This window comes from Stackebrandtia soli, from assembly GCF_965137155.1.
GTDB lineage: Bacteria > Actinomycetota > Actinomycetes > Mycobacteriales > Micromonosporaceae > Stackebrandtia > Stackebrandtia soli.
In genome coordinates this window covers 18,702-41,028 of record NZ_CBCRZX010000030.1, presented here as the reverse complement: position 1 = coordinate 41,028, position 22,327 = coordinate 18,702, and the positions used below count along the sequence as shown (strand labels likewise).

General features: G+C 68.1%; 21 protein-coding genes. 13 read left to right on the top strand and 8 right to left on the bottom strand.

What is annotated here, in order from left to right; genetic code table 11:
• Positions 1 to 266: 266 nt before the first annotated feature.
• A complete protein-coding gene (locus tag ACM9NP_RS16770) occupies positions 267 to 1,934 on the bottom strand; it encodes a glycoside hydrolase family 10 protein (protein WP_415647653.1) in 1,668 nt (555 codons plus the stop codon).
• A gap of 239 nt (positions 1,935 to 2,173) precedes the next feature.
• Between ACM9NP_RS16770 and hemL the strand changes: the two genes are divergently transcribed.
• The 6 genes from hemL to ccsB all read left to right on the top strand — a co-directional run bounded on the left by hemL (position 2,174) and on the right by ccsB (position 8,343).
• Positions 2,174 to 3,472: a glutamate-1-semialdehyde 2,1-aminomutase gene (hemL, locus tag ACM9NP_RS16765; RefSeq protein ID WP_415647652.1), complete on the top strand. Its 1,299-nt coding sequence runs from the start codon at positions 2,174 to 2,176 to the stop codon at positions 3,470 to 3,472.
• Positions 3,469 to 4,122, top strand: a complete 654-nt coding sequence (locus tag ACM9NP_RS16760) for a histidine phosphatase family protein (RefSeq protein ID WP_415647651.1) — start codon at positions 3,469 to 3,471, stop codon at positions 4,120 to 4,122. The genes hemL and ACM9NP_RS16760 overlap by 4 nt, the downstream gene beginning before the upstream one ends.
• 2 nt (positions 4,123 to 4,124) lie before the next feature.
• A complete protein-coding gene (locus tag ACM9NP_RS16755; protein ID WP_415647650.1) occupies positions 4,125 to 4,670 on the top strand; it encodes a TlpA family protein disulfide reductase in 546 nt (181 codons plus the stop codon).
• Between the two features lie 411 nt (positions 4,671 to 5,081).
• On the top strand, positions 5,082 to 5,831 hold the full coding sequence (locus ACM9NP_RS16750; RefSeq protein WP_415647649.1) for a cytochrome c biogenesis CcdA family protein: 750 nt from the start codon (positions 5,082 to 5,084) through the stop codon (positions 5,829 to 5,831).
• Positions 5,828 to 7,360 (top strand): cytochrome c biogenesis protein ResB, encoded by a 1,533-nt coding sequence (gene resB / locus ACM9NP_RS16745; protein ID WP_415647648.1) that lies wholly within the window; start codon positions 5,828 to 5,830, stop codon positions 7,358 to 7,360. Before ACM9NP_RS16750 ends, resB begins: the two co-directional genes overlap by 4 nt.
• Positions 7,357 to 8,343, top strand: coding sequence for a c-type cytochrome biogenesis protein CcsB (gene ccsB, locus ACM9NP_RS16740; protein WP_415647647.1), 987 nt, complete (start codon positions 7,357 to 7,359; stop codon positions 8,341 to 8,343). Before resB ends, ccsB begins: the two co-directional genes overlap by 4 nt.
• A 395-nt stretch (positions 8,344 to 8,738) precedes the next feature.
• Here ccsB and mqnP read toward each other — a convergent pair whose 3' ends face one another.
• Positions 8,739 to 9,638 (bottom strand): menaquinone biosynthesis prenyltransferase MqnP, encoded by a 900-nt coding sequence (mqnP, locus tag ACM9NP_RS16735; protein ID WP_415647646.1) that lies wholly within the window; start codon positions 9,636 to 9,638, stop codon positions 8,739 to 8,741.
• Positions 9,635 to 11,095 (bottom strand): menaquinone biosynthesis decarboxylase, encoded by a 1,461-nt coding sequence (locus ACM9NP_RS16730; protein WP_415647645.1) that lies wholly within the window; start codon positions 11,093 to 11,095, stop codon positions 9,635 to 9,637. The genes mqnP and ACM9NP_RS16730 overlap by 4 nt, the downstream gene beginning before the upstream one ends.
• Positions 11,096 to 11,249: 154 nt before the next feature.
• Between ACM9NP_RS16730 and ACM9NP_RS16725 the strand changes: the two genes are divergently transcribed.
• Positions 11,250 to 11,909 (top strand): UbiX family flavin prenyltransferase, encoded by a 660-nt coding sequence (locus ACM9NP_RS16725; protein WP_415647644.1) that lies wholly within the window; start codon positions 11,250 to 11,252, stop codon positions 11,907 to 11,909.
• A gap of 126 nt (positions 11,910 to 12,035) precedes the next feature.
• Here ACM9NP_RS16725 and ACM9NP_RS16720 read toward each other — a convergent pair whose 3' ends face one another.
• Positions 12,036 to 12,233: a BldC family transcriptional regulator gene (locus ACM9NP_RS16720; RefSeq protein ID WP_415647643.1), complete on the bottom strand. Its 198-nt coding sequence runs from the start codon at positions 12,231 to 12,233 to the stop codon at positions 12,036 to 12,038.
• Between the two features lie 132 nt (positions 12,234 to 12,365).
• On the opposite strand from ACM9NP_RS16720, the gene ACM9NP_RS16715 reads away from it, so the two are divergent.
• Both ACM9NP_RS16715 and cds1 read left to right on the top strand, forming a co-directional pair.
• On the top strand, positions 12,366 to 12,824 hold the full coding sequence (locus ACM9NP_RS16715; RefSeq protein ID WP_415647642.1) for an Lrp/AsnC family transcriptional regulator: 459 nt from the start codon (positions 12,366 to 12,368) through the stop codon (positions 12,822 to 12,824).
• Between the two features lie 10 nt (positions 12,825 to 12,834).
• Positions 12,835 to 13,932 (top strand): L-cysteine desulfhydrase Cds1, encoded by a 1,098-nt coding sequence (gene cds1, locus ACM9NP_RS16710; protein ID WP_415647641.1) that lies wholly within the window; start codon positions 12,835 to 12,837, stop codon positions 13,930 to 13,932.
• 76 nt (positions 13,933 to 14,008) lie between these two features.
• Here the strand turns inward: cds1 and ACM9NP_RS16705 are convergent, their stop codons facing one another.
• The 3 genes from ACM9NP_RS16705 to ACM9NP_RS16695 form a co-directional block, all read right to left on the bottom strand.
• Entirely contained in the window at positions 14,009 to 15,037 is a 1,029-nt protein-coding gene (locus ACM9NP_RS16705; RefSeq protein WP_415647640.1) for a hemolysin family protein, read from the bottom strand.
• Positions 15,034 to 16,407: a hemolysin family protein gene (locus tag ACM9NP_RS16700; RefSeq protein ID WP_415647639.1), complete on the bottom strand. Its 1,374-nt coding sequence runs from the start codon at positions 16,405 to 16,407 to the stop codon at positions 15,034 to 15,036. Before ACM9NP_RS16700 ends, ACM9NP_RS16705 begins: the two co-directional genes overlap by 4 nt.
• Positions 16,408 to 16,730: 323 nt before the next feature.
• Positions 16,731 to 17,846: a TerC family protein gene (locus ACM9NP_RS16695; protein ID WP_415647638.1), complete on the bottom strand. Its 1,116-nt coding sequence runs from the start codon at positions 17,844 to 17,846 to the stop codon at positions 16,731 to 16,733.
• Between the two features lie 181 nt (positions 17,847 to 18,027).
• On the opposite strand from ACM9NP_RS16695, the gene ACM9NP_RS16690 reads away from it, so the two are divergent.
• Positions 18,028 to 19,194 carry a low temperature requirement protein A gene (locus ACM9NP_RS16690; RefSeq protein WP_415647637.1) on the top strand — a complete coding sequence of 389 codons (1,167 nt, stop codon included), beginning with the start codon at positions 18,028 to 18,030 and terminating at the stop codon, positions 19,192 to 19,194.
• Positions 19,195 to 19,206: 12 nt separating this feature from the next.
• Here the strand turns inward: ACM9NP_RS16690 and ACM9NP_RS16685 are convergent, their stop codons facing one another.
• Positions 19,207 to 19,425: a hypothetical protein gene (locus ACM9NP_RS16685; protein WP_415647636.1), complete on the bottom strand. Its 219-nt coding sequence runs from the start codon at positions 19,423 to 19,425 to the stop codon at positions 19,207 to 19,209.
• 140 nt (positions 19,426 to 19,565) lie between these two features.
• On the opposite strand from ACM9NP_RS16685, the gene ACM9NP_RS16680 reads away from it, so the two are divergent.
• From ACM9NP_RS16680 to ACM9NP_RS16670, 3 genes are all read left to right on the top strand, one after another.
• Entirely contained in the window at positions 19,566 to 20,474 is a 909-nt protein-coding gene (locus ACM9NP_RS16680) for a LysR family transcriptional regulator (RefSeq protein WP_415647635.1), read from the top strand.
• Positions 20,475 to 20,661: 187 nt separating this feature from the next.
• Positions 20,662 to 21,303: a hypothetical protein gene (locus ACM9NP_RS16675; RefSeq protein WP_415647634.1), complete on the top strand. Its 642-nt coding sequence runs from the start codon at positions 20,662 to 20,664 to the stop codon at positions 21,301 to 21,303.
• Positions 21,304 to 21,504: 201 nt separating this feature from the next.
• Positions 21,505 to 22,326 carry a trypsin-like serine peptidase gene (locus ACM9NP_RS16670; RefSeq protein ID WP_415647667.1) on the top strand — a complete coding sequence of 274 codons (822 nt, stop codon included), beginning with the start codon at positions 21,505 to 21,507 and terminating at the stop codon, positions 22,324 to 22,326.
• The last annotated feature ends 1 nt before the right edge of the window (position 22,327 follow it).

Sequence of the window (22,327 nt, the reverse complement as noted above, 5' to 3'; positions counted from 1 at the left end):
CCCCCCCGATCGCTTCGCGGGGGTCGCCCCGTCGCCGACCGGATCCACTGAGGCGATCCGAGCGACGGGGTGGCCTCCGATCAGCCTTGTACGGGGCCGAACCGGTCTTGGCGGGTCTGGCGATCCGCCCCCGTCGCGAGCGGGTTCCAGGTGCACGCGCAACACGTCGGGCGCTGCCGCATACGGGTGTCGTACGCGGCAGCGCCGACGAGGCCGCGAGGCGCCGTCCGGGGCACGCGCGGCAGGGAACGGGTTCGGCGAACCGCCTAGTGCCGACGACGCGGCCGACGGCTGACCGCCGGGGCTCCCTCGCGCCAGGCACGGTTCAGACCCGTCACGACGAAGCGGCGCTTCGAGTCGTACTCGCCGGCCCAGGTGAACGTGCGGGTGCGATCCGAACCGGCGGCTAGCACGCCGATCAGGTTCGACGCGTCGGCGAGGTCGCCCTCGTCGGGGTTGCCGACGGTCGTGTAGACGCCGTACCAGGCGGTCGCGTTGATGCCGTCACGACGGGACCGATTCGTCCACTCGATCGTCCACTGTCCGTCTTCGTGGCAGACGTCGAGGATGCGCGGCGCGCTCGGCGCCCGGCTGGGCAGGTGCGCGCTGTGCGGGACGAAGGCGGGACGGGCGTAGTGCTCGTCGCGAATGATCGACATCGCGTTGAGCTTGTCGGCGCGGACGGCCGAGGCGTTGTAGTAGATGTTGCCGCCGATGGCGGGCAACTCCCGGCTCAGCGCCACGTGACTGTGGAGCTCGCGCGGGTCGTTCTTCCACTCGGGCGAGATCGTGTCGACGTCGACCTTGTAGACGGCCTCACCGATGTACAGGTGGCAGTCGGTGCCCTCGCAGACGTCGTTCCACCAGTTCGCGATGACCGTGTACGACGCGACCGGCAGCGACCGCGCCCAGTAGATCTGGGGCGCGATGTAGTCGATCCAGCCTTCGCGCACCCACTTGCGAGTATCGGCGAAGAGCGCGTCGTACGTCGGGGCGCCCGCCTGCGTGTCGGAGCCCTCCGGGTCGTCGGCCTTGTTGCGCCACACCCCGGCCGGGCTGACGCCGAACTTCACCCACGGCTTGGACTCCTTGATGCGGCTCGCGAAGCCCTGGATCAGCTGATCCGTGTTGTTGCGGCGCCAGTCGCCCTTGTCGGTGAAGTCACCGCCGTACTCGGCGAACGCGTCGTCGTCGTCGAACTCGTGGCCGGCGACGCGGTAGGGGTAGAAGTAGTCATCGAAGTGAACACCGTCGACGTCGTAGTTGTCGACCGCGTCCATCATCGCGTCGATGACGAACTCGCGGACCTCGGGAATGCCGGGGTTGTAGTAGAGCTGGCCGGTCTCGTTGGCCGGGTACGCCACCACCCACTCGGGGTGCTGCCGGGCCAGGTGGTCCGGGTGCAGTTTGGACAGATCGGTGCCGACGTCGCCGGTCGTCGCCTTCATGGAGATGCGATACGGGTTCAGCCACGCGTGCAGTTCAAGGTCGTGCGCGTGCGCCTGCTCGACGGCGAAGGCCAACGGGTCGTATCCCGGGTCCTGGCCCTGCGTCCCGGTGAGCCAGCGCGACCACGGCTCGAAGGGCGACGGCCAGAACGCGTCGGCGGTCGGACGGATCTGCGTCACGACCGCGTTGAAGTGGTACTCCTTCGCGTCGGCGAGGCGACGGAGGAACTCCTCCTTCTGCGTCTCGGCGTCGAGTCCGGCGCGGGACGGCCAGTCGATGTTGACCGTGGTGGCGATCCAACCGGCCCGGAACTCCTCCTTGGGGAGGGCCGGATCGGTCGCCGGGGCCTCGTGATGGTCGACTGGCACCGGGTCGGCCTGGGCCGGCGCGGAGAGCGCGGCACCGGCCGCGACTGTCGCGGCGGTCCCGGCTGCGGCGCCGAGGACACCCCGGCGAGTCAACGTCGGCGGTCTGCGGTCGGGCATCTGCCGGTTCCTTTCGAAAGATCCATATGTTGCTAAGTGTCAAAGACGTTGATCAGCATCGCAGATTTCCTACGCGATAGGAACCCGTCGTGCAGATAGAAATGCGTCGATACGCTGGGTGATTGGCGGTCGCCGACCCCCGCCGTTCGGCCCTTCGCCCCGCCTCCGATTCGTCGCGACGCGTCACCCGCTGGCCGACCTGCCGCGACCGCGCACGACGATGTGACAACCTGTCAGGCGTGGCAGAACAGTATGACGAGCACATCTCGACCTCGACGGCCCTGTTCGAGCGCGCCCGCACGGTGGTGCCCGGCGGCGTCAACTCGCCGGTACGAGCCTTCGCCAGTGTCGGCGGAACACCCCGCTTCATGGTGCGCGGCAAGGGTTGTCGCGTCACCGACGCCGATGGCAACGAGTACGTCGACCTCGTGTCCTCATGGGGTCCGCTGATCCTCGGACACGCCCACCCGGCGGTCATCGACGCGATCACCGCGACGGCCGCCAACGGCACGAGCTTCGGAACCCCGACCCCGGGTGAGGTCGACCTAGCCGAGGAGATCGTCGCCCGGACGCCCGTCGAGTCCGTCCGACTCGTCAACTCCGGCACCGAGGCGACCATGAGCGCGATCCGTCTCGCTCGCGGCGCGACCGGCCGCGACCTGGTGGTCAAGTTCGCCGGTTGCTATCACGGGCACGTCGACAGCCTGCTCGCCGCCGCCGGTTCCGGCGTCGCCACGCTCGGGCTGCCGGACTCCCCCGGAGTCCCCGCCGCGACGACGAGCAACACGATCGTCCTGCCGTACAACGACATCGACGCGGTCCGGGAGACCTTCGCCGAGCGCGGCGCCGACATCGCCTGCGTCATCACCGAGGCCGCCGCCGGGAACATGGGCGTCATCGCGCCGCGCGACGGCTTCAACGGCGTGCTCGCGGAGGTCTGCGGGGAGTACGGCGCGCTGCTGATCCTCGACGAGGTCATGACCGGTTTCCGGGTCGGCCCGGCCGGGGTCGCCGACGAGGCGGACCTGTACACCTACGGGAAGGTCATGGGCGGCGGACTGCCCGCGGCCGCGTTCGGCGGGCGGGCGGACATCATGTCGCAGCTCGCGCCGTCCGGTCCCGTCTACCAGGCGGGCACCCTGTCCGGTAATCCGCTGGCGTGCGCGGCCGGGCTGGCGACACTGCGGCACTGCACGCCCGACGTCTATGAGCACCTGGACGCCACCGCCCGCACACTGCGCGAAACGGCGTCGGCCGCTCTCGACGCCGCAGGTGTGCCGCACCGGGTCTCGGTGGCGGGCAACATGTTCAGCATCTTCTTCACGGACGGGGACGTCTACGACTATGACACCGCCCGCCAGCAGAACACCGGCGCGTACGCCGCGTTCTTCCACGCGTTGCTACGCCGGGGCGTCTACCTCCCGCCGAGCGCGTTCGAGGCGTGGTTCGTGTCCGCGGCCATCGACGAGCAGGCTCTGGACCACATTGCGGCAGCCCTGCCGTCGGCGGCTCGCGCGGCGGCTAGGGTCGAGCCGTGAGTCAGACACAGACGGTCGTGCACGTGCTTCGGCACGGTGAGGTGTTCAATCCCGATCGCATCCTCTATGGGCGAATCGACGGTTTCCGGTTGTCGCCGCTCGGCCTCCAGATGGCGGACTCGGCGGCCACGGCACTCGAGTCGCACGACATCACCCATGTGGTCTCGTCCCCGCTGGAGCGCGCGCAGCAGACGGCCGAACCGCTCGCGAAGCTGCACGGTCTGGAGATCGACACGGACCCGCGGCTGATCGAACCGTCGAACTACTTCGAGGGCAAACGGGTGTCGGTCGGCGACGGGGCGCTGAAGGATCCCCGGAACTGGTGGGCGCTGCGCAATCCGTTCCTGCCGTCGTGGGGCGAGCCGTACCTGTCGATCGCGGCGCGGATGACCGCCGCGCTCCTGGACGCGCGCGAGAAGGCGGAGGGCCACGAGGCGGTGTGCGTGTCGCACCAACTGCCGATCTGGATCCTGCGGTCGTTCACGTCCGGTAAACGCCTGTGGCACGACCCGCGTCGCCGTCAGTGCTCGTTGGCGAGCCTCACCTCGTTCCACTTCGAGGGCGTCCACGTCGTCGACATCACCTATCAGGAACCGGCCGCCGCCCTCGTGGCGCTGGCCGGCGACCCGGCGAAGTCCAAGGGCGCGTAGGCATGTCGATATCGCGATGGTTGCGGTTGGCCGCCGTGCTCCCGATCCTCGCCGGTCTGGCCGCGTGCGCGGAGACCGACGCCAACGCCGACGCGCTGACCGTCCTGTACAGCACCCCGGAGGAACGACCCGACGCCCCCGAACTGTCCGGTGAGGACCTGGAGGGGAACGCCGTCGACGCGGCCGACTTCGACGGACAGGTCGTCGTCGTCAACTTCTGGGCGTCCTGGTGCGCGCCGTGCCGCCGTGAGGGGCCGGAACTGGTCGACGCCGCCGACGAGACCGCCGACGACGGGGTGCTGTTCATCGGGATCAACATCCGCGACGACCGGCCGAAGGCGATCGCCTTCGAGGAGGCGCTCGGGGTCGAGTACCCGTCGCTGTTCGACCCGGCCGGTCGGCTCGCGTTGCAGTTCGAGGGCGTCCCACCGAACACGATCCCCGCGACGATCATCATCGACGCGGAGGGCCGCATCGCCGCGATCTTCCGGCAGGAACTCACGCGATCGACGCTTGTCGACGCGATCGGAGACGTCCTCGCCGATTGACGGCCGTCGAGTCCCGTTCTCGGGACTCACGCGGCGACGAGGGCTGCTCGCGTGGAGCGGCGGGGCCACGTCGTGTTCCGCTCGGCCGTGTTGTGGTCCGAGGGTTCGCGCTCACCGGAGACGTGGCAAAGAACGGCCGGGGTCCGGGAACCGCCGCCCGTCACAGCGGTGACGCCCAGCGGCGACGCCGCGACGTCGACAAGTACCGTCGAATCGCGCCCGGCACCGAGCGGGCCGACCGACAAGCGCGACCTCAGCGGAGCACTGACAGAGAGCCGAGCGGGGGGCGCCATAGTCCGCCGCCGATTTGGATTCTACAATCCGTAGAAAAGTTGCGTCCATGGGACAACACCGAGCCCCAGGACAACCCGCCGCCTGTGGAAAACCTACTGTGGAACCGACCGAGCTGCCATGACCCCCTTCGCCGACCTGGCCCTTGACGGCCCGCTGCTCGTCGCCATCGCCGTTGCCGCGCTGGCCGGGCTCGTCAGTTTCGCGTCACCGTGCATCCTCCCGCTGGTCCCCGGCTACGTCTCGTACGTCACGGGACTCGCCGGCGCCGACCTCGACTCGGGAGGCAGGCGCGGGCGCGTCCTCGCCGGGTGCGTCCTGTTCATCGTCGGCTTCACGGTCGTCTTCACCACCATCAGCTTCGCGTTCTCCAGCATCGGCGGCGCCCTCCTCGCGAGTGCGACACTGTGGACGGAACGGATCGTCGGGGTCGTCATCATCGTGATGGGCCTCGCCTTCCTCGGAATCCTGCCGGGGTTCGACCGCCTGGTGCGCGTGCAGCGTCTCCCCCAGGCCGGGCTCTACGCCGCGCCGCTGCTCGGCGCCGTCTTCGCGCTGTCGTGGACGCCGTGCCTGTCGCCGACTCTCGCGGCGGTCCTCGGGCTCTCCGTCGTCTCCGGCGGAACCGGACGCGGCGTCACCCTCGCCGTCGCCTACTGCCTCGGTCTCGGCATCCCGTTCCTGCTGTTCGGGCTCGGCTTCCGCAAGCTCATGGACGTGTTCGACTTCCTGAAGCGCCACACCCGGCTGATCAGCCGCATCGGCGGTGTCGCGCTCGTCATCATCGGGCTGGCCCTCGTCACCGGGTACTGGACCGAGCTGATGAACTGGCTTCGCGCCACCGTCGGTCCCGGAGAAATAGGCATATGAAAGCGACTCTGCGCCGCTGGTGGCGCCAACTCACGAGCATGCGGACCGCGCTCGTGCTGCTGCTGTTCCTGGCGATCGCGGCCGTCCCCGGCTCGCTACTGCCGCAGCGCCGACTCAACATCGAGCAGGTGCGCCAGTACTTCGCCGCGAATCCCGAGCTGGCGCCCACACTCGACAAACTCTGGCTGTTCGACGTGTACGCGGCGCCCTGGTTCGCCGCGATCTACCTGCTGTTGTTCACGTCGCTGATCGGCTGCCTCATCCCCCGGCTGCGCACGCACCTCACGGCGCTGCGGACACCGCCGCCGGACGCGCCCGCCCGGATGACGATGCTGCCGCAGCACCGCGCGCTCGACACGACGACGACCGTCGACGCCGCCAAGGCCGGCCTGCGGAAGGCCGGGTACCGGGTCGCCGTCCACGAGACGAATGGGCGCGCCACCGTCGCCGGGGAGAAGGGCTACGCGCGCGAAGCGGGCAACCTGCTCTTCCACTTCTCGATGATGCTGCTGCTCGTCGGTGTCGCGTACGGTTCGATCTTCGGCTGGCACGGCAACCGAATCCTCGTCGCGGGCGAGGACGCCGCCTTCTGCAACAGCCTCCAGCAGTACGACGAGTACGGGCTCGGCGCGGGCATCGACGCGACCTCGCTCCCCCCGTTCTGTCTACAGTTGAACGACTTCGAGGCGAAGTTCGCCGAAGACGGCCAGCCGACGACCTTCCTCGCCGACGTCCTGTACAGCGAGGACGGCTCGGCCCCCAGCGAGCAGTACGACCTGCGCGTCAACCACCCGCTCGACCTCGACGGCGCGAGCGTCTTCCTGCTCGGTCACGGGTACGCCCCCGTCATCTCCTACACCGACCGCTACGGCGTCACCCAGACCTCCACGACGGCGTTCCTCCCGGAGGACATGTCGCTCGTCAGCAACGGCGCGGCGGTCTTCCCCGACGCGAACATCGACCCCGAGACGGGCGAGCGCGACCCGGACTCCCAGGTCGCGTTCGAGGGCCTCTTCATCCCGAACGCGCCGGAGCAGCCGCCGTACACGACGTCCATCTCCCCCGCCGCCGACAACCCGCGCCTCCTGCTGATCGCGTACCGGGGCGACACCGGACTCGACGACGGCCAGCCGCGTTCGGTGTACTCGGTCGACGTCAACCAGATCGAGAGCGGCGAGTTGGAGATCGTCGAGACGGAACAGAAGTTCCTGGCGCCCGGTGAGTCGGTGGAGCTCGACGACGGTTCGTATGTCACGTTCGAAGGCTTCAAGCCGTACGCGACCCTGCAGGTGCGCGAGGACCCGGGCGAGCTGCTCGTCCTCGTCGCCGCGATCCTCATGCTCGGTGGTCTGATGCCCGGCCTCATCGTGAAACGACGCCGCGTGTGGGTGCGTGTCGGCGACGAGGGCACCGAGGTGGGCGGCCTGACCCGCAACGAATACGAGGGCTTCGCCGAGGAGTTCGATCGGCTGGCCGACGAGATCAACGAGGCGGGCACGGCCCGCGACACGATAGGAAGCAAGGCATGACCACACACTCGGGGCTCGCCGACGCCTCTGACCTGGCGTTCGTGTTGACGATCGTCGCGTACGCGATCGCGATGTTCGCCTACGCCGTCGAATACTCCTTCGGGCGCAAGGCCGAGAAGGCGGAGGCGCGGGAGCTCGTCGCCGTCGGCGGGCCGTCGGACGCGACCGACGTCGACACCGCGGAGGATCGAGACGAAGGTCAGCCCGCCGTCACCTCACGACAGGCGCGGATCGCGGGACGGATCGGTTTCGTGGCGATGGTGCTCGGCGTCGTCGCGCACGCCGCCTCCCTGGGGTTGCGCGCGGCCGCCGTCGGCCGTTGGCCGTGGGGCAACATGTTCGAGTTCATCGTCGCCGTCGCGCTGATGGGCGTCGTCACCTGGACCGTCATCGTCGTCCGAAAGATGGCGGCGCGCCGACTCGGACTGTTCACGATGCTGGTGGTCGTGCTCCTGCTCGGTGCGGCGACCCGCGTCTACACCGACGCCGGTCCGCTGGTGCCGGCCCTCGACTCGTACTGGATCGCCATCCACGTGTTCGCGGCGATCGTGGCGACCGGCATCTTCCTCGTCGGTTTCGTCGCGGCGGTGCTGCACGTGATCAAGCGTCGATACGAACAGTTCGACGAGGACGACGGGACCCTTCGCTTCCCGATGACGCTCGGTCCGAAGCTGCCCGACGCGACGACGCTGGAACGTTTGACCTGGCGCCTGCACGTCCTCGCCTTCCCACTGTGGACGTTCGCGATCATGGCCGGAGCGATCTGGGCCCGCGAAGCCTGGTCGCGCTACTGGGGCTGGGACCCGAAGGAGGTCTGGTCGTTCGTGGCGTGGGTCGTCTACGCCGCCTACCTGCACTCCCGCGCGACCGGCGCGTCCGGGAAGAAGTGGGCGCCGTGGATCGCGATCATCGGCTGGGGCGTGATGCTGTTCAACTTCTTCGGCGTCAACTTCCTCCTCAGCGGCCTCCACTCCTACGCCTGACCTCGGACGAGGCATCGTCCACGCCAAACGGAGCGTCCATTTCGGGCGCTCCGTTTTCGTGCCACGGCACCGCGCCACGTCGACCGAAGCGTTCGGCCGGGTCGGAAGTGATGGGTGAGACCGCGCCGAACCCGTGCCCAAAGCCACCTCGGTACCCGCACGCGTTCGGCTCGGTCGAGTGACATACGAAACCCGACCGTTCCGCGGAGACTCGAACGAGGCCGAGCCGAGCCGAGCCGCGAGAGCTGACCGTCGGTCGAACCGACGTGGGCAACGCTCCACCGCTCGATTCCGCGGGCGTCGCGTCAACGCCCCGGGACATGCGCCCCGCGGGCAAGACCGGGCCAGTCCCGAAGGACAAGGCGCACCACAGGACCGATCGGGGCGTCACGGCCTCAGCGCAGCAGCAGGTCCGCGCAGGCGAAGCAGAACAGGACGATGCCGATGACGCCGTTCGCCGTGAAGAAGGCCCTGTTCAACTTGGACAGATCCGTGGGTTTCACGATCGCGTGTTCGTACGCGAACACCGCCGCCGTCGCCACGAGGCCGATCCAGTACAGGACGCCGTAGCCGGTGAGCAGGCCGAACCAGACGAACAGACCCATCGTCACCACGTGCGCGACCGTCGAGGTGTGCAGCGACGCGGCGATGCCGAACCGCGCGGGGAACGAGCGGACGCCCTGGCCACGGTCGGCTGCCACGTCCTGGCACGCGTAGATCAGGTCGAAGCCGCCGATCCACAGGCCGACGGCCGCGCCGAGGACGACGGACGGCCCGAAACCGTCGAAGGTCCCCGTGACGGCGAGCCAGGCGCCGACGGGGGCGACCAACTGCGCGAGCGCGAGAATCGCGTGCGGGAAGTCGGTGAACCGCTTCCCGTACGGGTACACGATGAGCGGGATGACCGCCAGCGGCGACAGCACCAGGCACAGCGGATTCAGCAGGGCCGCCGAGCCGACGAACAGCACGAGGGCGACGCCGCTGCCGACGTAGGCGGTGCGCAGGCTGACGGCGCCGGTCACGAGTTCGCGGTTCGCCGTGCGCGGGTTCAGCGCGTCGATGCGTCGGTCGATGATCCGGTTGACGGCCATGGCGAACGTTCGCCCGGCGACCATCGCGATCGTGACGAGCGCGAGCACCCACCAGTCGAGCCAGTCGGACAGGCTCGTGCCGGGACCGCCGTCGACGGTCCACATCGCCGTCAGGGTCGCGAGGTACGCGAACGGCAGCGCGAAGACCGAGTGTTCGATGACGACGAGCTTGGCGAACGCGCGGACATGCCCGGCGAGCGTCACAACCCGTACTCCCGCCACCGGGCGTCGACGGTCGCCTTGACGGCCGCGGTCATCGTCGCCTCGTCGGGCCAACCGCGCGTGTACCCCTCGGTGGGGAGCTTGCGGGTCGCGTCCACCCCGGCCTTGCCGCCCCAGAACTGCTGGTACGAGGCGTGATCGAGGTGGTCGACGGGGCCCTGAGTGACGACGAGGTCCCGGTCGTAGTCGACGTTTCCGAACGCCCGCCACGCGACCTCGTTCAGGTCGTGCACGTCGCAGTCGGCGTCGACGATGACGAGGAGCTTCGTCAGACCGATCATGTGGGCGCCCCAGATCGCGCTCATGACCTTCTGCGCGTGCTTGGGGTAACGCTTGTCGATCGACACGATCAGGCAGTTGTGGAAGACGCCGGGCTCCGGCATGTTGTAGTCCACGATGTCCGGGATCATGAGCTTGAGGAGTGGCAGGAAGATCCGTTCGGTCGCCTTGCCGAGGCCGTAGTCCTCCTGCGGCGGCTTCGAGGTCACGATCGAGTGGTAGACGGGCTCGCGACGCGTCGTCATGCATTCGACGTGCAGCACCGGGAAGTCCTCGACCGGCGTGTAGAAGCCGGTGTGGTCGCCGAACGGCCCTTCGGGGCGACGCTCGCCCGGTTCGACGTAGCCCTCGAGGATCACCTGGGCGTTCGCCGGGACCTGCAACGGCACGGTGAGGCAGTCGACCATCTCGACGCGTTCGCCGCGCAGGAAGCCCGCGAACAGGTACTCGTCGATCTCCCCCGGCAGCGGAGCTCCCGCCACATAGGACACGACGGGGTCGGCGCCGATCGCGACGGCGACGGGCAGTCGCTCACCGCGCCGCTCCGCGACCGCGTGGTGGGCGGTGGAGTCCTTGTGGATCTGCCAGTGCATGCCGAGCGTGCGCTTGTCGTGCTGTTGCAAGCGGTACAGGCCGAGGTTGCGCTTCCCCGTCTCGGGGTGCTTGGTGTGCGTCAGCCCGAAGTTGTGGAAGATCCCGCCGTCGCCCGGCCACGTCTGCAGGCCGGGCAAGCGGTTCAGGTCCACGTCGTCTCCCTTGTAGACGACCTGCTGGCACGGCGCGGTGCGGACCTTCTTCGGCGGCACCGACTTCAGCTGCATGAGCTTGCCGAGCCCTTCGCGGATGCCCGCGAAACCGACCGGGATCTCCAACTTGATCAGATCCGCGATGCGCTCGCCGATCTCGTTGAGATCGTTGACGCCCAAGGCCTTCGCCATCCGCTCCGGTGTTCCGAAGAGGTTGATCGCAATCGGCATGTCGCCGCGCGTCGGGTTCTCGAAGAGGAGCGCGGGTCCCTTGTCGACGACGACGCGTTGCGTGATCTCGCTGACTTCGAGGTCTGGATCGACGGGGGCGCTGATGCGTTTCAGATCGCCGTCGCGTTCCAGTGCGGCGATGAACTCACCGAGGTCGGCGTACGGGAATTTCGCGGAAGACACCCGTTCATTGAACCCGATCGGCCCATGCCGGTGGTAGCGCCGTCCGGTGTGAGTGTCGTCCGATACGCCACCGTCACGCGGCGCGACGGTGTGGTGGGGCACGGCGGCTCGACGCGGTGTCCCCGGCGCGCGGCCGATCAGGCACCCTATCGGCGTGGGGCAACGAGATGAGCGAGACGAGACGACGGCGCGGACGCCCTGGGTGGTCGGGATTTCCGGGGCTTCCGGCACGCCGTACGCGAAGGCCGTGCTGACGGCGTTGATCGACGCGGGCGAGACGATCGACCTCGTCGTGTCACGAGCGGCGCGATTGACGATCCTCGATGAGACGGGCCTGCCGTTCCGGGACGCGCGATGGCGCGGCGACCTGGCGGCCTGGCTCGGACGCGACGACCTCGACGGCGTCCGGCACTGGTCGGCGGGCGACCTCGCGGCGGGACCGTCCAGCGGTTCGTACCGGGTGCGCGGCATGGTCGTCGTTCCCGCGTCGACGGCCGCGTGCGCGGGCATCGCGATCGGACTGTCGAAGGACCTGCTGCAACGCGCGGCCGACGTCAACCTGAAGGAACGTCGGCCGGTCGTCGTCGTCCCCAGGGAGACCCCGGTATCGCGAAGCCACCTCGTCCACCTGCTGAGCCTCCATGACGCGGGCGCCATCGTGCTCCCGGCGTCACCGGGGTTCTACGCGGGTGCGTCCGAGCTTCAACAACTCGTCGACTTCGTGGCCGGCCGGGTGCTCGACGCGATCGACGTCCCGCACACGCTCTATCAGCGGTGGCGGGGCGAGCTCGGATCGGGACGCGAGGCCGAATGACCACAATGAGGGATTGAGATACCGCTCGGCTGGAGGAACCGCCGGGCGAGAGCGGCCGAGCGTGCCGAGGCGAAGATCACGCTCGCGGTGGTGCGTTGACGGGCGGGACTGCGGGTTCCTGGGGCGTTACTTCTCGAGCGGCGAGGCGTCGCCGAGCTCGCCCTGAAGCAGGGCCCGAACCTCGGACTCGCGGAATCTGCGGTGCCCACCTGGTGTGCGGATACTGCCGATGCGACCCGCGGCGGCCCACCGTGTCACGGTCTTGGGATCGACGCGAAACAATGCGGCCACTTCGCCGGGTGTCAAGAGACGGTCATTCTCCATGACGATGTGCACCCCTTTTTTTAATGAACCGTGCCGAATGCCCTGGTAGGCGCGTATGCCCCCATTAGAGCACCAAACGGGGCATTCCGCCAGATGATCATTGACATCTTTTGGTCAGGTTAGGCTCACCGGATGGACGACACTGACGAGCGGATCGTACAGCTACTTCAAAACAATGCCCGCATGTCATATGCCGAGCTAGCGCGCCAGGTCGGGCTCACTTCTCCATCGGTTCAAGAGCGCGTGGCAAAGCTCGAACGCAATGAGATTATTACCGGCTATCGGGCGGAAATCAACCCCGAAGCGGTCGGTTTGGGAATCACCGCGCTGATCGGCATCGTCACGACGGCGGGCGCCGATTATCCGCAAGTGGCGGAGGGCATCCGGCCGATCCGGGAAGTCGAATCATGCTATTTCATGGCGGGTGAGGAGTCGTACCTGTTGAAAGCCCGCGTCGGCACGATGGCCGAACTCGAACAGCTCGTGAACCGATTGAGTCGCCTGCCCGGCATCGGCGGAACCCGCACGACCATCGCCCTGTCCACGAAGTGGGAGTCCCGGCCCCAGGCGCGGCCGCCGTCACAGGATTAGGCTTCGCCGCATGGACACCCTCGATCGCTGCTGCGAGGACACCCGGAGCTGGGTCAACAACGCCGTCCGGGTCGTCGCCGCCGACGCGAACCGTTCCGCCGACACCCACCTCCTGCCGTTCCCACTGTGCGCCGACTGGGGCATCGACCTGTACCTCAAGGACGAGTCCGTACACCCCACCGGGAGTCTCAAGCACCGCCTCGCGCGATCGCTGTTCCTGTATGCGCTGTGCAACGGCTGGATCACCGAGGGAACCACCGTCATCGAGGCGTCCAGCGGTTCGACCGCCGTCTCGGAGGCCTACTTCGCGAAACTCCTCGGCCTCCCGTTCATCGCGGTCATGCCCGCCACCACGAGCCGCGAGAAGATCGACCTGATCACGTTCCACGGAGGCACCCCGCACCTGGTGGACGATCCCGCGCAGGTCGTGGCGACCGCTCGCCGCCTCGCCGCCGATTCGGGCGGGCACTACATGGACCAGTTCACGTACGCCGAGCGCGCCACGGACTGGCGCGGCAACAACAACATCGCGGAGTCGATCTTCTCGCAGTTGAGCGCGGAGCGGCACCCGATTCCATCGTGGATCATCGTCGGCGCGGGAACGGGCGGGACGTCGGCCACGATCGGCCGGTACGTCCGCTACCAGCGGCACTGCACGAAGCTGTGCGTCGTCGATCCCGAGAACTCGGCGTTCTTCGACGGCTGGGCCCGCGAGGACGCCGACGCCTCGGTGACGTGCGGATCCCGGATCGAGGGGATCGGACGGCCGACGATGGAACCGTCCTTCATCCCATCCGTTGTGGACATGATGATGAAGGTGCCCGACGCCGCCTCGGTGGCGGTGCTGCGTGAGGCGTCCCGCGTCCTCGGTCGTCGACTCGGCGGATCGACCGGCACGAACCTGTACGCCGCGTTCGCGTTGATAGCGCGGATGCGGGCGGCGGGCGAGACCGGCAGCGTCGTCACGCTCCTGTGCGACTCCGGCGATCGGTACACCAACAGCTACTTCAACGACGACTGGGTCGCGAGGCAGGGCCTCGACCTGGCGCCGTTCACGGAGGCGACCCGCCGCTTCCTGACCACCGGCGTCTGGGCCGAACCGGCCTGACCACGACCGTCCACGAAGCCTGGACATGGAACACCCCCGAAGCCGTCCGTCGAGGACGACTCTCGGGGGTGTCGGTTCAGACCGGACGGTCCGTCTCGTCCTCGAACTCGCCGATGATCTCCTCGAGGAGGTCCTCCAGCGCGATGAGACCGACAACGGTCGACGAGGCGTCAGCGACGAGCGCCAACTGGGCCCGCTGCGCACGCATGACGGTGACGGCCTTCGAGACCATCTCACCGCCGGGCAACGTCAACGGCGGGAACATCAGGTCCCGCACCGAGGTGTCGGGGTCGGCCTGCACCGCCTCGCGGATGTGGACGAGGCCGACGGGCCGGTCGACGTCCATGACGACGAGCCGGGAACGACCGCACTCACGGCTGGCGGCTTCGATGTCGGCGGCGGTCGCGGTGATCGAGACGGACTGGATCTCGGCGCGGGGCACCGAGATGTCGGCGACCGTCGTCGACTGGACCCGCAGGGCGCCGGCGAGCATCTGGTGCTGTTGCTCCGGCAGGAATCCCTGCTCCCTCGATTCCCGCAACAGGATCCGCAGCTCCTCCGGGCCGTGCGCCTGCGCGGCCGTGTCCTGCGGGGTGATCTTGAACAACCGCAGGAGGCCGTTGGCCATCCCGTTCAGCGCGATCAGGATCGGTCGCATCAGCCAGGTGAAGCCGCGGAACGGCAGCGCCAGCATGATCGCGGAGTCCTCGGGGTGCGAGATCGCCCACGACTTCGGGGCCATCTCACCGACGACCATGTGCAGGAACACGACGACGACGAGCGCGATCAGGAACGCGATCGCGTAGCTGGCCTGGCTCGGGATGCCGATCGACTGGAACGCTGGATCGAGCAGGTGTGCCAGCGCCGGTTCGGCGAGCGCGCCGAGGCCGACGGTGCACACCGTGATGCCGAGCTGGGCTCCCGCGAGCATGAGGGTCAGTTCGCGGGTGCCGTGCAGGGCGGCCTTGGCGGCGCGGGAACCTTCGGCGGCGCGCGCTTCGAGCCGGTGGCGTTTGCTCGCCAGCAGCGCGAACTCGGCGGCGACGAAGAACGCGTTCGCCACCAGCAGGATCAACGAAATGGTGAGGGCGACTCCGGTGCTCATGCCTTCACCTCCGGGTCAATCGTGGTTTCGATGAGCTCGACGACGACCGTCTGCGGCACGTGCCGGCTGACGGACATGACCGTCAGCCGCGCGGAGAGGTGCGCGGCCGGTTCGTCGTCGTCGACGTGGCCGTTCTCGGTGCGGGACACCGGTTCGACGTCGACCGTGTCGCCCGAGTTGGGCACGCGGCCGAGCGCGTCCATGACGAGCCCGCCGAGGGTCTCGTAGTCGTCGTCCTCGGGCAGTTGGAGACCGGTCGCGTCGGCGACCTCGTCGACGCGCAACCGGCCCGGCACGAGCCACGATCCGTCGGGTTGCCGGACGGCGCGGACCTCGACCAGGTCGTCCTCGTCGCGGATGTCCCCGACGAGTTCCTCGGCCAGGTCCTCGAAGGAGATGACGCCCGCGAAGCCGCCGTACTCGTCGAGCACGATCGCCTGCTGGCGGTGCTCACTGCGCAGCCGTTCGAGCACGTCCGGCAGCGGCAGGCTCTCGGGAATGAGCAGCGGCGGCGCGGCGATCTGGCTGACCCGCGACGCGTCCCGCTCGGTTCGGGGGACGGTGAGGACTTCGGCGAGGCCGACGACGCCGATGACGTTGTCGATCTCGTCCTCGATGACGGGGAAGCGCGAACGGCCGGTCGCGAGCTTCTCGACGAGCTGCGCGACGGTCTCCGTCGCGTCGACGGTCTCGACGTCGACGCGCGGCGTCATCGCCTGACCGGCGGTCAGTTCACGAAAGTCGAGCCCGCGGTCGAGCATCTGCGAGAGCTCGTCGTCAAGGTGTCCGCTGTCCCGGGATTCGTCGATGATGTGGTGCAGGTCATCGGTGGACGCCCCGTGCGGGAGTTCCTCGACCGGTTCGATGCCGATGGACCGCAGCAGGCGGTTCGACACCGAGTCGAAGAAGCGGATGATCGGACCGGCGATGGCGACGTAGATCAGCGTCGGTCGGGACAACCAGCGCGCGAGTTCGACGGTCTTGGCGATCGCGAGGTTCTTGGGGGCGAGTTCTCCGAGGACCATCTGCACGACGTTCGCGAACACGAGGGTGAGCACACCCGCGAGCACGCCCGCGACGCCGGCGGGCATGGACGCGCCGAACAGTTCCGACAGGCCCTCACCGAGATAGGGATCGGCGAAGAAACCGACGAACAGGGCGGTGACGGTGATACCGAGCTGCGCGCCCGACAGCATGAACGACAGCCGGGCGGTGACCTTCAGCGCGCGAGCGGCGGGTTTGTCCCCGGCTTCGGCGAGCTGTTCCAACCGCGAACGGTCGACTGCGACGTATGCAAATTCTTGAGCCACGAAGAACGCCGTGGCGGCGGTGACGGCCAGGATGATGACGAGGCCGAGAAGGATTAGCACGGAGCGTTCACCGCGCTCTTTTCGTGCGAGTGCGCACGTAGTTCGCGTATCAGCCGGGCCACGCCCGGCCGAGTACTACAACCTTCTATGTCGCCCGTCGAGGCAGTTGATGTAGGCATGGCGACAAGAATAAAGGACTGTGGCCCTTCGCGAAAGTCGACGTGACCTAACCCGCTGTCGACCATCTTGAGCGCTCCGCACCCGGTTCCACACTTCGTTCGCGACGGAGCCCGCGACCTGCTCAACGGCGCGGGCGAACGACCGCTCGGTTGGGCGGATGTCGAGGACGAACGTGTTCTCGACACCGCCCAACCGGGAGGAATCTAGAGGTCGTCGGCTGGGGTTTCCCGGTACTGCTGGTGCAGTTCGACCGGCTTGGTGCGCTTCTGGGAGACGCGCCGCGCGCGGATGTTGAGGAACTCGACCAGCAGCGAGAACGCGATCGGTCCGTAGACGTACGGCTTGGGGATGTGCTGGTCGAACCCGTCCGCGACGAGCGAGGCGCCGATCAGCACGAGGAACGACAGGGCGAGCATCTTCAGGCTCGGGTGGCGATCGATGAAGTCGGAGATGCGCCCCGCGAACCACAGGGTGATCCCGATGGCGACGACGACGGCCGCGACCATGACGACGAGTTCGTCGACCATGCCGACGGCGGTGATCACCGAGTCCAGAGAGAACACGATGTCGAGGAGCGCGATCTGGATGATGACGCTGGAGAAGACGGCGTGCTTGGCCTTGCCGGTGCCCTCGTCGCCGTCGGGGCCCTCGAGACGTTGATGGATCTCGTGCGTGGCCTTGACGAGGAGGAACAGTCCACCGAGGATGAGGATCAGGTCGCGGGCGGAGAACTCCATCCCGACGAGGGTGAACAGGGGAACGGTCGCGGCGATCAGCCATGACAGCGTGAACAGCAGCGCGAGGCGCATGACGAGCGCCAGGGAGAGCCCGATGAAGCGCGCGCGGGGGCGCTGCTCTTCGGGGAGTCGGCCGGTCAGGATCGAGATGAAAACGACGTTGTCGACACCGAGAATGAGTTCCAACAGCAGCAACGTCGCGAACGACAGCCACGTTTGCGGGTCGGCGAGCAATTCCATCCGCCGAATGTACCGGGGGTGTGCCTGAACGTTTCCCGTCAGTTGCCGGTTGTCGTCCGCGCCACGACCGGAGGGGTTCGCCCACGGCCACTTCGGGAACGAGCCGTCGCCGAGCGACGACGGCCCGTTGTCACTCGGACAACACCCGACCGAGGTGGTCGGACTCGTCTCGCACGCCCGGCGGCACGCGACGACCCCGCTCGAGATGTGCTCGACGGTGACGTCGCTGCGGATCCCATCGCCGATCATGCCGGGCTTGCCCACCGTCTCGTATCCGTCGGCGCTCAGTTCGACGATGGGTTCCCGGGTCAGACCGGGGGTGATGTTCTCGACCTCGCCCATGACGCGATCGCCCTCGGCGTAGACGTGGAACTCGGTGACCTCCCCCTTGTTCCTAACAATGAAGGTGACCGTCCCGGCGGGCGGCCTCGGGGGCCGTGACCTCCGCCTTGCCGAGCCCACGAACGTCCACAAGCAGCAGAGATCGCGACTTAGGATAGTGGCGATTCTCGGGGGGCGAGTCATGAGCTACATCGGGCGGCACTGGTACGACCGCATGACACCTCGCGACACGAGCGAGCCACACCGCGCCGCGACGAATCTGGAGCTGCTGTTCGACCTGGTCTTCGTCGTCGCGATCGCGGGAGCGGCGTCGAGCCTGGAGGTCGCGATCGCGGAGGGCCGCTACAGCTGGGGCGTCGTCCACTTCGTCATGGTGTTCTTCGCGGTGTGGTGGGCGTGGATGAACTTCACCTGGTTCGCGTCCGCCTACGACGTCGACGACGGGCCGTACCGCCTCCTGACACTGGTCGAGATGGGCGGGGCGCTCGTCATCGCCTCGGGAGTCAGCGCGGCGTTCAACGACCAGGACTACACGATCGTCGTCGCGGGCTATGTCCTCATGCGACTCGCCATGATCGTCCAGTGGCTGCGAGCGGCGGCGGGCGATCCCACGCGACGTCCGACCGCCCTGCGCTACGCGATCGGAATCGGGGTGGCCCAGGCCGGATGGGTCGGGCTGCTCCTCATTCCCTCACAGTGGAGCATTCCGGTGTACTTCGCGTTGATGGCGGTGGAGCTCACCGTTCCGATCTGGGCCGAGCACGCGACCGCGACGCCATGGCATCCGGGCCATATCGCCGAACGGTACGGGCTCTTCACGATCATCGTGCTCGGCGAGTCGATCGGCGCGGCGGTGCTGTCGATGCGGGAGGCGGCCGACGAGGGCGGCGAGGACGTCGACCTGTACGGCATCGCCGGCTTCGGACTGATCATCGTGTTCTGCATGTGGTGGGTGTACTTCGATCGCGACGCCGCCACGCTGTTGCGCGGGCGAACCTCGGCCCTCGGCTGGGGATACGGCCACCTGGTGATCTTCGGCAGCGCGGCGGCCGTCGGCGCCGGACTCCAGGTGGCGATCACCGCCGCGACGCATCACGATCACATCCCGCACCAGGTCGTGGGCGCGTCCATCGCGATCCCCGTCATCGGTTTCCTCGCGGGAGTGTGGACGCTGCACATCGTGTCCCTGGGCTCGCGGTGGCTCAACACGGTGTACGCCGTCACGATCGTCGCGGTCGCGCTCACCGTTCCGCTCCCGGCGACGCTCGCACTGGTCGCGATCTGCCTGGCCGGGCTCGTCGCCGTCAGCGCGTGGGCAGGTCACCGGTTCGCCGAGGCTCCCCGGTGATCCACGTCCACCTCAGGCCGTCGACGCCTTGGGTGCCGCGACCAGGTCGGCCGTCGGGCGACCCCGGGTGACGACGACGGGCTCCGCTCCCCGCTGGTGTCGCCGCAACTGCAACGACCCGCAGGCACAGCGCGTCCACACGAGCTGGCTGGAGTCGCGGTCGAGCCGACGCGAGATCGTCTGGTACGGCTCGGCGTCGAGCCAACCACAGTGCGGGCAGTGAGTGGCCATGACGGCACCTTTCCACTAAGGAGTATTGCGGATCGAGGATTGGACCCGATAAGACACGCGTGGCTACCCGGCAAGGATGCATCCGAAATCATTCAGTGTCAACGTCGGAATATTGCAGGAGATCGTTAAGCTATGCCTTGATGATTGATCTACGCCGACTCCACGTCCTGCGCGCCGTCGCCCATTACGGGACGGTCACCGGCGCCGCCAAAGCCCTGCACATGAGCGCCTCGGCCGCCTCTCAGCAGATCCGCCAGCTGGCCAAAGAGTTGCAGGTCACACTGTTGGAGCCGCAGGGCCGTAACGTCCGTCTCACGGCGGCCGCGCACACCCTGCTATCGCACGCCGACGCGATCGAGGCACGTTGGCGGCGGGCGGAGTCCGAGCTCTACGCCACCGGGGACGAGCCGGGCGGCGAGCTCAGATTGTGTGGTTTCCCCACAGCAATCGCCACGATATTGGCTCCCGCAACTGAACAATTGAGGTCGCGGCACCCGGCGATCGAGGTCCGTTTGAAGGAGGCGGAGGTCAGCGAGTGCTTCGACCTGCTGTTCTCCGGGGACGCCGACCTCGCCGTCGTCGAGGCGACCCTCGATTCGCCGCCGCTGGACGACATCCGCTTCGACCAACGTCCACTGCTCGACGACCCGTTCGACGTGGTCGTCTCCGCCGACCATCCGCTCGCCGACCGAGCCGCCATCGCGTTGACGGAACTCGCGCGGGAACGCTGGATCCTCGGCCTGACCGGCAGCACCTTCCGGCAGCACACACTCGCCGCGTGCAGCAACGCGGGCTTCAGTCCGTTCGTCGCCCACGAGGCGTGCGACTGGTCCGTCGTGGCGACGCTCGTCGCCCACGGGCTCGGCATCGCGATAGTTCCGCGTCTCGCCCAGCTCCCCCCGAACCTCCCGCTGCGACGCATCGCCGTCGACGGCCCGTATCGGCCGGTGCGGCACTTCCTGTCGAGCACGCGGCGTGGCAGCCGCGAGCACCCCACGATCGCGGCGGCGTTGACGGCGATCGGCGAGGTCGCGGCCGCTCGCGAGTAGGAGCACTTCTCTCGCCGCGTCCGTCGGGGTACGAGACGGGACCCGCGCGTTCCCGGAGGGAAGCCCCGCACCTCGCTCCCGACACACCGGCACGGCCGGTGTCCGCCGGGTCGGGGTGGCGCCGAAGCAGAATCGAGGCGGTCACGGCGTCCGCCGTGGCACGCAACGACTCGGGGGATTTCCGGACATGACGCGCACGCACCTGGTCGCGGTGGCCATCACGGCCACCCTGTTGCTGTCCGCCTGCGGCGGCGACGAGCCCGAGGCGACGGACGAGGCCAGCCCCTCCCAGTCGACTTCGGACGAACCCCGCACCATCGGCGGCGGCGACGTGCCGGTCACCTTCGACATCCCAGGCAACTGGAAGGACTTCGACTCGACCTCGGGCGACATGCAGGACCAACTCGCCGAGGCCGACCTGCCCGACGAGCTCCAGTCCCTCGTCGAGATGGCGGTCGCCCAGCTCGGCGACACCCCGCTGTTGTACGCGCTCGACCCTCGACCGAAGGGTGACTTCGCCACCAATGTCAACGCCTATTGCGGAACGGGCGAGGAGGACGATTCCCTGACGGCGATTCAGAAGGCCGCCGAGTCGGGATTCAAATCGATGGACGCCACCGATGTCGAATCGGAGCCGATCGCGATCCGAGGCGACGCCGAGGCCGTTCAGACCACGTACAAGCTCGCGCAGGAGGGCGCCGAACTGGCGGGCACGCAGTACGGCATCCCGGTCGACGGGCAGTTCTGCTACGTGACGATGACGACCGACGACACGGCCGCGTACGACGCCGTCGCGGTCCTATTGCGAGACTCGCTCTCCGTCGGATAAATCCTATGTAGACTTTTTGACTTCACTGTCACCCATTGATTATTCGGTATGGCATTCGGTAATGTCCGCGACATCACCGTACGTCGGCCACCCCCGGCCAACGAATCCAGACAGGACCGAATAATGAGAACTGGCACCCCCGGCACCGGTGTCGGCGCGCGCGTACCCGGCATCGCGCGTCGCCTCACCGTCGTGTCGCTCATGACCGGCGGCCTCGCCGCCACGATGATCGGCGGCCCCGCCGCCGCGGCCCCCACGACCACCCCGAGCGCCGAACCGATCGAGGTCGCCGCGGTCGACTTCGCGGGCACGGTCGCGCTCTCGAACTGTTCCGGCGCGCTCGTCTCGATGCCGAACTCCGGCCCCGAGGACCCGGCGTTCGTCATGTCGAACGGGCACTGCCTGGAGTCCGGCATGCCCGGTCCCGGTGAGGTCGTCGTGGAGGCCCCGAGCAGCCGCTCGTTCCAGCTGCTCGACGCCGACGCGTCGACGGTCGGGACCTTGCGGGCCGAGGCCATCGCCTACGCCACCATGACCGACACCGACGTGTCGCTGTACCGGCTCACCCAGTCCTACGCCGAGATCGAGGCCGCGTACGGGATCGCCGCGCTGCCCGTGGCTGCCGATCACCCGGTCGCGGGCACCGCGATCTCGGTCGTGTCGGGGTACTGGGAGCGCGTCTACTCCTGCGACATCGACGACTTCGTGTACGAGCTGCACGAGTCGAGTTGGGTGTGGACGGACTCGATCCGCTACACGCCCGAGTGCCAGACGATCGGCGGAACGTCCGGTTCGCCGGTCCTGAACACCGACACCGGCGAGGTCGTCGGCGTCAACAACACCGGCAACACCTCCGGTGGCCGTTGCACGATGAACGAACCGTGCGAGGTGGACGAGAACGGCACCGTGACCGTCCGCGAGGGCATCAACTACGGCCAGCAGACGTACCAGATCACCGCCTGCGTCGCCGAGGGCAACGTCATCGACCTGACACTGCCCGGCTGTACCCTGCCGCAGCCGTGAC

What these genes read in the sequence shown, in the direction of transcription:
- ACM9NP_RS16715 (WP_415647642.1), top strand. Translation starts at nt 12,366, where the DNA reads ATGGACGACACTGACGAGCGGATCGTACAGCTACTTCAAAACAATGCC.
- ACM9NP_RS16685 (WP_415647636.1), bottom strand. Translation starts at nt 19,425, where the DNA reads ATGGCCACTCACTGCCCGCACTGTGGTTGGCTCGACGCCGAGCCGTAC.
- ACM9NP_RS16750 (WP_415647649.1), top strand. Translation starts at nt 5,082, where the DNA reads ATGACCCCCTTCGCCGACCTGGCCCTTGACGGCCCGCTGCTCGTCGCC.
- ACM9NP_RS16755 (WP_415647650.1), top strand. Translation starts at nt 4,125, where the DNA reads ATGTCGATATCGCGATGGTTGCGGTTGGCCGCCGTGCTCCCGATCCTC.
- ccsB (WP_415647647.1), top strand. Translation starts at nt 7,357, where the DNA reads ATGACCACACACTCGGGGCTCGCCGACGCCTCTGACCTGGCGTTCGTG.
- resB (WP_415647648.1), top strand. Translation starts at nt 5,828, where the DNA reads ATGAAAGCGACTCTGCGCCGCTGGTGGCGCCAACTCACGAGCATGCGG.
- ACM9NP_RS16675 (WP_415647634.1), top strand. Translation starts at nt 20,662, where the DNA reads ATGACGCGCACGCACCTGGTCGCGGTGGCCATCACGGCCACCCTGTTG.
- ACM9NP_RS16690 (WP_415647637.1), top strand. Translation starts at nt 18,028, where the DNA reads ATGAGCTACATCGGGCGGCACTGGTACGACCGCATGACACCTCGCGAC.
- cds1 (WP_415647641.1), top strand. Translation starts at nt 12,835, where the DNA reads ATGGACACCCTCGATCGCTGCTGCGAGGACACCCGGAGCTGGGTCAAC.
- ACM9NP_RS16770 (WP_415647653.1), bottom strand. Translation starts at nt 1,934, where the DNA reads ATGCCCGACCGCAGACCGCCGACGTTGACTCGCCGGGGTGTCCTCGGC.
- ACM9NP_RS16695 (WP_415647638.1), bottom strand. Translation starts at nt 17,846, where the DNA reads ATGGGCGAGGTCGAGAACATCACCCCCGGTCTGACCCGGGAACCCATC.
- ACM9NP_RS16705 (WP_415647640.1), bottom strand. Translation starts at nt 15,037, where the DNA reads ATGAGCACCGGAGTCGCCCTCACCATTTCGTTGATCCTGCTGGTGGCG.
- ACM9NP_RS16720 (WP_415647643.1), bottom strand. Translation starts at nt 12,233, where the DNA reads ATGGAGAATGACCGTCTCTTGACACCCGGCGAAGTGGCCGCATTGTTT.
- ACM9NP_RS16670 (WP_415647667.1), top strand. Translation starts at nt 21,505, where the DNA reads ATGACCGGCGGCCTCGCCGCCACGATGATCGGCGGCCCCGCCGCCGCG.
- ACM9NP_RS16680 (WP_415647635.1), top strand. Translation starts at nt 19,566, where the DNA reads ATGATTGATCTACGCCGACTCCACGTCCTGCGCGCCGTCGCCCATTAC.